Here is a 9,459-nt window from a genome sequence, read left to right as displayed (position 1 = left end):
CGGCAGTGAAACACAGCAGCGGCGACGATACTTTGGGGGTCACCCTTGGGCAAAATAGCTCGGTGCCAGGTCCATTTTTCAAACAAGCCCCTTTATTACAAAGGGGCTTGTTCGTTTGTTGGCCCTTGAATTCATTTTTGTATGATTTTCTGCTATACTTATAGATTGTGTTAATTGAATGGAGTAGTAATAGAGTATGCCTAAATTAAAAACCCGCAAGGCAGCGGCTAAGAGATTTAGAGTTACAGGAAGTGGTAAGGTTCTACGTCGTAAAGCGAATAAGAATCACTTGCTTGAGCATAAGAGTACAACTCGCAAGCGCAGGCTTTCTCAGATCACAATAGTATGTGAGAGAGATGAAGAAAATGTCCGCTTAATGTTGCCTTACCTTTAAGGGAGTTTCATTCCACTAAATCTAGTTCAGATGTTCAACTCAATCAAGTTAGGATAAACGATTATGCCAAGAGTCAAACGGGGTAATGTTGCTCGGAAACGCCGTAAGAAGATTTTAAAGCTGGCTAAAGGCTTTCGTGGGTCTCACTCTAAACTCTTTCGGACAGCCAATCAACAGGTGATGAAGGCGTTGCGGAATGCGTACCGAGATCGCCGTAAACGTAAGCGTGATTTTCGTCGTCTGTGGATTGTCCGTGTCAATGCAGCCGCTCGTCAAAACGGAGTGAGTTATAGTAAGCTAATGGGTAATCTAAAAAAAGCAAATATCCAGCTTAACCGGAAAATGTTAGCAGAGATGGCTATTCTCGATCCTCAAGGATTTAGTAAAGTAGTGGAATTAGCTGCTCAAAAGAGTGCCTAGACAGTTTTGGAAACAGAGTGAGGAACTGATAGATAAGAAGAAAAACAGTTGATTATAAGAGGAAACTAGGTATTGGATATTGCCTCTTACGCAGTACAATAACAGGAGAGGATACCAACATAGATTCTGATGGAAACTTCACTGCCGATCACTTATCTTTCTATATTTCTAATCTTGCTTGCTGTTTCAGCTTGGTTCATTTTTCGTCAAGTTCTGAAAACTCGGCGTTCTGAAGCTGTCTTTTCCCAGTTGCAAAAAAAACTGAAATCCAATAAAGGGACAGCCCAGGAATACTATGAGCTGGGTTGTCTTTACTCTGAGAAAAAGCTGTATAGCCAAGCGATTCAGCTCTTTCAAAAATCACTCAAGTGTGATGATATTCCTGAGCAAGAAAGTGCTTTGGTGTATAACGCTTTAGGATATGCATATGTCGCGAAAGAGCAATATGATTTGGCGATCCGACAGTATAAAGAAGCTCTAAAGATGGCTCCAGACTATGTTATTGCGTTCAATAACCTAGGCTTTGCCTACGAGAAAAAGAATTTGATAAGGCAAGCGTTAGAAAGCTACGATCATGCTCTGAAGGTTGATCCAAACAATAAAACAGCTAAAACAAGAGCTAATTCTTTAAAGAAACGCTTAACTCCATCAGAATAAAAAGCTCCTAGATAGTCCTTGTGAAAATGGGGTTGAATCTTCTAGAATTGTTTTTTCTGTTGTCTAGTCCATAAATTGGGAGAGTGAGCTGTGAAAAATTCCCTCGATAGCCTGTGGACTCAAGTTCTGGATAGGCTTAAAAAAAAGCTAAGTCAGCCAACATTTGAGACTTGGATTAAAACAGCTATGGCAATTGACTTGAAAGAAAATTGTCTGATTCTTGAAACTCCAAATTTATTTGCTCGCAACTGGCTTCAAGCTAATTATATCAACATTATTAACACGACCATAGAAGAAATTGTAGGTCATTCAGTGACGATCCAAATAAAGGTTGCTAATCAAGAAAAGTCCTCAGAAAGCTTGAATCTATTTTGGTCTTCAAATCCTACGATTCCGAAAACTTATACTTATCCAAAACCCACCGAACTTAATCCTAAATATGTGTTTGAGCATTTTGTGGTGGGTTCCAATAATCGCATGGCTCATGCCGCATCTCTAGCGGTTGCTGAATCTCCGGGACGAGATAATCCACTGAGTTTTAATCCTTTGTTTCTGTATGGAGGTGTGGGTCTAGGGAAAACCCATCTCATGCAAGCGATTGGACATTATCGGCTGAAAATTCGATCAGATGCTAAAGTTTTTTATGTCTCGACTGAAAAATTTACGAATGATTTAATTACAGCTATTCGTCAAGATAGTCGCCAAGGATTTCGCGATCACTATCGGACCGCGGATGTTTTGTTAGTGGATGATATTCAATTTATTGAGGGTCAAGAATCCACTCAAGAAGAATTCTTTCATACCTTTAATACCTTACATGAAGCGGGAAAACAAGTCGTTTTAGCCTCAGATCGTCCTCCCAGTCAAATGCCTCAACTCCAAGAGCGTTTATGTTCCCGGTTTTCAATGGGATTAATTGCTGATATTCAACCCCCTGATTTAGAAACACGAATGGCAATTTTGCAAACAAAGGCAGAGTATGAAAATTTAGATTTACCCCAAGCCGTAATTGAATATATCGCCACGAATTATACATCGAATATTCGGGAATTAGAAGGGGCATTAATCCGGACAGTCGCTTATATGTCGATTTCGGGATTATCGATGACGGTAGAAAATATCGCGCCGGTCTTGAATCCACCGGCTGCTAATGGCGAGGTTTCTGCGGATGTGATTATTGCTGTAGTTGCCGAAGAATTTCAGGTGAGTCCAGAGGATTTAAAGAGCAATTCAAGACGCAGGGAAATTAGTCAAGCGCGTCAAATTGGCATGTATCTGATGCGTCAACATACAGACTTGAGTTTGCCTAAAATTGGAGAAGAATTTGGAGGAAAAGACCATACAACGGTTATGTATAGCTGTGATAAAGTGGGGCAGAGACGGGAGAATGATCCAGATTTGGCGAAGCTACTGCGACAACTCGGTGATCGCATCACTCTGGTTAGTCGTTCCCAGGGCAGGATCTGAGAATCATTAGAAAAATGAGAATTTTGGCCTAGAGATTGCTATGATTTGTGGAGTTTGACCCTGTGATTTTGAAGTCCCCTATAGTCTCTCCTATTCTCTCTTGGTGATCATGAAAACTGATAGCCGCTCCCAACAGCAACAGTCCCTGTTGCGTCAATTGCTCAAAGCCATCCATAACAATCCAGGCGATCGCCAAGTCATCTACCCGTTGTTAGAAAGTAACGCCAGTTTACTCAACTCCGACTTTGCCCAAGAATTAACTCGTTGGGTAACTGAAAAAGGGACAACATCAAAATCCACCACAGCAGTGAGTTTAGCCAAAACCCTGTGTCGCTTTGCAGAATTGATTGCCTCATGTCCCCAAGGAAATCATCGCTTGTATTGTGAAATTGCGATCGCCAGTTATCAAGTTGCCCTTGATCTCTTTTCTCAAGCTCCCCACCTTCCCCAATACAGTGAAACTAAAACCCTACTAGCGGAACTGGAAAACCATTATCACACCCTACCGAGTGACTCAGAAACCGCCAGCTCACAAACCTTTCCTAACTCACGAGATGGGCTATACCTCTCAAGTCGAGTGGAAGAAAAATCCTATGAATTACTGCAATGGGGAGGATATGGTTTACTGGTACTGACCCTATTCAAAACAGTAGAATACCTGATCCACATCAACCCTAGTTCTACCCTCGATCGCCTCGATCTAGCTCATCAGTTAATCGATATCGTCTGGATGCCCCTCATTGGAATAATCCTCGTCTTTTACCGTCAACAAGGATATGTGTCCCGCATTCACCTCTATTGGTTACGGTTCCTCTCCTGGGGATCGCTGGGATTAGCCAGTCTCTATGGTGTTTTAACCCTGTTTGGATTTAGTGTGGCTCTTAATATCGCTCAGGGTAGTGTCCAAAAACCGCCAACTGCTCCAACGACTAACCCAACGGTTACTCTAGGCAGTCAACAACCGATCAACTTAAATATCGTCTCATCGATTACTCAACCCTTTATCAGCTCCCCTGAAATCCCTCAGCAACCTAGCAGACAACCTCTAGGACTACTGGGGGGGATCTGGGGAGTGTTCGGGTTTACCCTCATCTGGCGGAGGACTCGATGGACTCGGTCTTTTCGTAGATGATCGTTTATAATCCTAGTCGAGTGAAGGCGGGTTATAAGGGGGTAAAGAACCCACTCCTACAGAATTTGGAAAGGATGCCTAAGCTCCTAGAATGCTTGCCATCTGGTCAACGGGGGCTTTTTCTAACCGGGGGCCTTGGATCTGAACGATCGCCGATCCCAGATAATTCCCCCAACGAGCAGCTTGTGGGGCACTATACCCATGAGTCAGTCCATACAAGGCACCACCAGCAAAGGCATCTCCTGCACCTACGGTATCTAGAGGTTTGACAGGAAACCCTTCTACCGTAATGATTTGTTTATTTTCGACCACTAAACAGCCCTTATCACTATCCGTAATAAAGGCAAGATTGACCATTTCTCCAACCTTTTGGGCGCAAGCGTCCAAATCTTTCAAGTCTAAAAACTGACGCACTTCATCAGCATTACAAAACAGCACATCGCAATAGTCAGTGACCACATTGCGGAAATCATCGCGGAAACTGTGCAACAAAAACGGGTCAGAAAGGGTAAAGGACACTTTCACGCCATGGCGTTTAGACTGCTCCATGGTTTCAATGCTCGCTTTTCGGGTATCATCCCCTGTCCAGAGATAACCTTCCACATAGCTATATTGACAGCGTTTGAGCTTCTCTACATCAATATCACTGGGGGAAAGGGTACTAGAAGCTCCCAAATTGGTACACATGGTGCGCTCTGCGTCGGGAGTCGTCAAGACCACACAAGTGCCTGTAGGGCCGTTTTCGATAGGAGCAGGAGTAACTTCAAACTCAATTCCTGCTGCTTTCATATCTTGGGCATAAAACTCGCCGTTTTCATCTTGGGCGACTTTACCCGTATAAAATCCTGTACCCCCACTTTGGGCGATCGCAATCATCGTATTGGCCGCAGACCCTCCAGACCTTAATTTCAGGCTATCTCGCTGGAGTCCTCCCAGAATTTTCCCCTGAGCTTCGGCATCTACCAGAGTCATCACTCCGCGCTCTAGGGCCTGTTCAGTAATAAACGAGTCATCGACCAACGCCAGCACATCCACCAACGCATTACCGACACCAAAAACATCCAATTGATTACTCATGCTAATTCTTGATACTCCTTATATTCAAAAAGGGAATAGGAGAGACAAGAGGGAAAACCTTTTTTGATTCCCTACTGCCTATTTGACTCCCGACTCCCTAAAAGCGCGTAGCATAACAAAAAAGGGCGAATCGTAATCCGCCCCAACTGGGTCATATAAGAACAACCCTCTAACCTTGATTTTCGTCTTCCGCCATTTTCCGAGTCACCCTAGAAGCCAAAACAGTAACCACCAACTGTTTCGGTTCTGCCATAATTTTGACTCCTTCGGGGATATTCAGATCTTTAACTGCTAGAGAACCGCCAACAGCCAAATCCGTCACATCTACATCAATCACTTCCGGAATTCGATCGGGAGGACATTGAACGCGCACTTCACTCAGGGGAGAATCGAGCAAGCCACCCGATTGTTTCACCCCGATCGCCTCTCCGACAAAGTTTAAGCGTACATCCACTTCTACACTCTTCTGAGAGGCGATCGAAAAGAAACTCAGATGATAGGGAAACCCTTTCCAAGGATGCCGTTGTACTTCCCGCAACAGAGCTTTCCCGTTCCAAGAGAGTTCCGGAATATTAACATTAATCAGGGTATTGTTGACCACTGCACTTTTAAGCAAATTTTGAACTGTTTTATCATCCACAGTTAAAGAAATCGATTCATTGCCCTTATGGCCATATAAATTAGCTGGGATTAATCCAGAACGGCGTAAGGCTCTGGCTTTGCTTCCCGCTTCTCTTTGGTGACACTCAATAGTAAGTTCCATAATGTCTGTTTCAGTGTTGATTTTTACTCAGGTTGAATTGAAGCCATGGCCAGATTTAGACCAACTGACAGTTAGTGACCATTGGTCTTCACTGGAATACCATTAGCATCAAGTAAGGCCCGTTTGGGCCCGTGGATGGGGTCTTCAACGATGATTGTGCAATCGCGACTCGCTCCCAGGGATACAATCGCGATCGGCACATCCATCAGTTCTGCTAGAAATTTGAGATAATCTAAGGCAGCTTTAGGCAAATCTTCCAAGGTTCGGCACTCAGCCGTCGATTGTTTCCACCCTGGAATCGTTTCGTAAATCGGTTTACATTTGGCAAAAATCCGGGCGTTAGTGGGAAAATTCTCGCACCGTTGGCCCTCGACTTCATAGGCTACACAGACCTTAATTTCATCGATATTATCCAGAACATCAAGCTTGGTAATGGCCAAACAATCCAGTCCATTAATTCGCACTGCATAGCGACCAATCACCGAATCAAACCAACCACAGCGTCGGGGACGACCGGTAGTCGTGCCAAATTCAGCCCCTACAGACCCTAATTCTTTGCCAATTTCATCGTTCAGTTCTGTGGGAAAGGGCCCCTCACCTACGCGGGTAGTATAGGCTTTGGCAACCCCAATCACCCGGTCAATCACCGTTGGTCCAACCCCTGCACCGACACAGGCACCGCCTGCAATGGGGTTGGAGGAGGTGACATAGGGATAGGTTCCATGGTCTAAGTCAAGCAGTGTTCCTTGCGCACCTTCAAAGAGGATATTGTGGCGCTTTTTAATGGCTTCATAGATTTTCAGGGAACTATCCACCACATAGGGGCGCAACCGTTCGGCATATTCTAAGTATTGTTCAATGACTTCTTTGGGATTGAGGGGCGGTAAGTCATAGAGCTTTTCAATAATGGCATTCTTGTACTCAACCGTCCATTGCAGTTGCTTGCGGAGAATGTCTGGTTGCATCAAGTCAACAATACGAATACCCGTGCGTTCAGACTTATCGCTATAGGTCGGGCCAATACCCCTTTTGGTGGTTCCAATTTTGTGTTCTCCCCGTTTTTCTTCTGAAGCTTGATCGATTAGCCGGTGGTAGGGCATCGTAACGTGGGCGGTTTCAGAAATCATCAACTGCTCTGTAGAGACATTGAGCTGATGGAGTTGATCGATTTCTCCGATGAGTACCTTGGGATCGATCACTGTGCCGCCACCGATGATACAGGCCGTATCGGGGTAGAGGATACCAGAGGGAATCAGGTGCAGTTTGAAGGTTTGGCCCTGGACAACAACTGTATGTCCAGCGTTGACTCCGCCTTGATAACGAACAACGACATCTGCTGATTTACTCAGGAGATCCGTGATTTTTCCTTTTCCTTCATCGCCCCACTGGGCACCAATTACGATAACGTTAGCCAAGGGTCTTTCTCTCAAGCGATCGCACAATCTACTATTATTGTGGATTTCATTTTCTTATGTCAAGTCCTCCGATCGCTTTTCTGGGGTTTCGATCGCCTCAATAAACTCACGAATGGCTTGAGCCACCCCATCCGGATGGCTGCGCGGCCAATCTGAAGCGCCAGTCGGTAAAGTTTGCTCCTTCAAATTTCGCATTCGTTCGCTATACACTTGGGATAGCGGGTCAATTTCTGGATGACCGTTATGGCTCGACAGACCAGAGAGTAGTAAACTGGGAACCGTGAGATGGGGCAAGTCATCCTCAACATATTCTGCTTGAATTTCTTTAGCTCTGCGTAAAAACAGCATCTGACAAGCGGGGAAGAATTGGAGAAAGTGCGATCGCTTCTCGAACAGCGCTTCTAGAGATTTAGCTTTTCCCATCCATCGAGCTACCGGTAACAAAACTTTCAGGAACTGTACCCAAAACGATTTCGGCCCTACTAGCCAAGATGCTTGCTTCCATCGATCTTTTAATTCCGGTACATGTACCCCTTCCGGAGCCAATAGAACTAATCCCTTCACCCGTTCAGGATGCGCTAAAGCATAGCGCGTTGCAATCCATCCACCCAGGGAATGGCCGACCAGATAAACCGAGTCTAACTTCAGAGCTTGGACATACTCCAATAAACACTCCGTTTGTAGCGTCACCGAATAATGGACATTGGGTCGATCCGACTCCGAAAATCCCAATAAATCTGGAGCAAAACACTGGTAATCTGTGCCCAACCGCTCCATTACCCCCACCCATTGACCCCCCTCATCCCAAGACCCATGTAAAAAAAGAATCGGTTTTCCCTGACCCACTTCTCGCCAAAACAGGATTCCAGGAGAGAGTTTAATTCGAGAATTCCTAAATAGAAGTGTCATATCCATTCAATGATTAAAGATGCACAATTCAAAACCCTTAAGGGGTGACAAGGAGACTAAAGAGTAGACTTGATAAGGGATAGAACCTTTAATCCCTTCTGGAAAAATAAGCGTTTATGAGGTTTAGAATCCATCAGTTCTTGAGCCAAAGAAGACCAATATTGAAAGGAGTGAGCCCACAATAATCCATAGCATCCGATATAAAAATGACTGTGGCGTTTTACTTTACGTTCCTTTTCTGTAATCCGGGCAATATAGGGACTTACCTCCATTTTTTCCCAAGCTATTCCTTTTAGGGTTGCCCAAGTATAAGCCATGGCTATGACTAATATAGTGGACAATAGTCGTTGCTCATTGACTCTCGTATTCTCTAGATTATAGCCTCCAGTTTTACAATCTTTGAACATTGTTTCTATCCCCCATCGAGAACAATAAAATGAGAACGCTAAGTCTATATTATCTAAGCTCGTCAGGATAAACCAAGCTTCCTTTGGTCCCTTGCCTCTATACTTTCTTTTCCAATAAGCCGCCAGATTAAACGGCCCTAGCTGATGAGATTTCCCACAATAGACTTCTCGGTAAAATCGGCTCATTCCCGGTCTGATTTCTAGACTCTCTAAGGACTGGTAATCATCCAAGTTTTCGGCAATATATGTACTCTTTCTTTGACGCAAAACAAAGTCTACACCCTTTGAATACTTCTGACTCGACTAGCTACTTTTATCGGTTGTGGAAATCTTTCTGCTACTTTTGATAGGGCTACATTTCGACACCCTTGCACTACTAATACTAGCAGATTTAACGTTAAATATTGTGGTTGACTCAAATGGGCTTTAAGGATTTTCTGATATAATTCAGGGAACATTTGCATTTTTGGTGGTCTCTACCAGACCACTTTACCTCTTTTAGCGTTCGCGAAGCGACTCTGTAGGAGTATCGCGACCTTTCAGTTGATGTTTTCGGCAAAATACCACCAAAAAAGGTTGCTATAGCAACCTTTGAGCTGCCTTGTCACCCCTTGAGATTAAATCCTTTCGCCTCCTTTAGTCTCTCATACCCTTTCCCTATGAAGCTGCGCTTCATGGGAAAGGGTATAAGATGGCAGAACTGTAAAGACCTGAAAAGGCTACAGCAAAGGCTTTCACCAGTCCTTGATTCCTTCGATAAGGTAACGATCGCCTCGATTACTGGATGGGACTACTTGGTCGATGCCTTATTAAGCGCA

General features: G+C 44.3%; 9 protein-coding genes and 1 pseudogene. 5 read left to right on the top strand and 5 right to left on the bottom strand.

Going from position 1 to position 9,459, the window contains the following annotated elements:
* Positions 1-196 precede the first annotated feature (196 nt).
* The 5 genes from rpmI (at position 197) to J7529_RS23735 (ending at position 4,070) form a co-directional block, all read left to right on the top strand.
* Positions 197-394 carry a 50S ribosomal protein L35 gene (rpmI, locus tag J7529_RS23755; protein WP_318731029.1) on the top strand — a complete coding sequence of 66 codons (198 nt, stop codon included), beginning with the start codon at positions 197-199 and terminating at the stop codon, positions 392-394.
* 63 nt (positions 395-457) lie between these two features.
* Complete coding sequence (gene rplT, locus J7529_RS23750) at positions 458-814, top strand: 50S ribosomal protein L20 (RefSeq protein ID WP_271937781.1); 357 nt, start codon at positions 458-460, stop codon at positions 812-814.
* 129 nt (positions 815-943) lie between these two features.
* A complete protein-coding gene (locus tag J7529_RS23745) occupies positions 944-1,471 on the top strand; it encodes a tetratricopeptide repeat protein (RefSeq protein ID WP_318731028.1) in 528 nt (175 codons plus the stop codon).
* A 90-nt stretch (positions 1,472-1,561) separates the two neighbouring features.
* On the top strand, positions 1,562-2,938 hold the full coding sequence (gene dnaA / locus J7529_RS23740) for a chromosomal replication initiator protein DnaA (RefSeq protein ID WP_318731027.1): 1,377 nt from the start codon (positions 1,562-1,564) through the stop codon (positions 2,936-2,938).
* A 109-nt stretch (positions 2,939-3,047) separates the two neighbouring features.
* A complete protein-coding gene (locus J7529_RS23735; protein WP_318731026.1) occupies positions 3,048-4,070 on the top strand; it encodes a hypothetical protein in 1,023 nt (340 codons plus the stop codon).
* 78 nt (positions 4,071-4,148) lie between these two features.
* Here the strand turns inward: J7529_RS23735 and J7529_RS23730 are convergent, their stop codons facing one another.
* From J7529_RS23730 to J7529_RS23710, 5 genes and pseudogenes are all read right to left on the bottom strand, one after another.
* On the bottom strand, positions 4,149-5,147 hold the full coding sequence (locus tag J7529_RS23730; RefSeq protein WP_318731025.1) for an adenosine kinase: 999 nt from the start codon (positions 5,145-5,147) through the stop codon (positions 4,149-4,151).
* A 169-nt stretch (positions 5,148-5,316) separates the two neighbouring features.
* On the bottom strand, positions 5,317-5,910 hold the full coding sequence (locus J7529_RS23725; RefSeq protein ID WP_318701286.1) for a 50S ribosomal protein L25/general stress protein Ctc: 594 nt from the start codon (positions 5,908-5,910) through the stop codon (positions 5,317-5,319).
* Positions 5,911-5,981: 71 nt separating this feature from the next.
* Positions 5,982-7,325: an adenylosuccinate synthase gene (locus J7529_RS23720; protein WP_318731024.1), complete on the bottom strand. Its 1,344-nt coding sequence runs from the start codon at positions 7,323-7,325 to the stop codon at positions 5,982-5,984.
* A gap of 54 nt (positions 7,326-7,379) precedes the next feature.
* Positions 7,380-8,234, bottom strand: a complete 855-nt coding sequence (locus J7529_RS23715; protein ID WP_318731023.1) for an alpha/beta hydrolase — start codon at positions 8,232-8,234, stop codon at positions 7,380-7,382.
* A gap of 56 nt (positions 8,235-8,290) precedes the next feature.
* Positions 8,291-9,099 (bottom strand): annotated as a pseudogene (locus J7529_RS23710) (hypothetical protein).
* Positions 9,100-9,459 lie beyond the last annotated feature (360 nt).

Source organism: Roseofilum sp. Guam (assembly GCF_017746735.1).
Classification (GTDB): domain Bacteria; phylum Cyanobacteriota; class Cyanobacteriia; order Cyanobacteriales; family Desertifilaceae; genus Roseofilum; species Roseofilum reptotaenium.
Note: the sequence above shows the minus strand (reverse complement) of the source record. Positions and strands in the feature narration are given on the sequence as shown.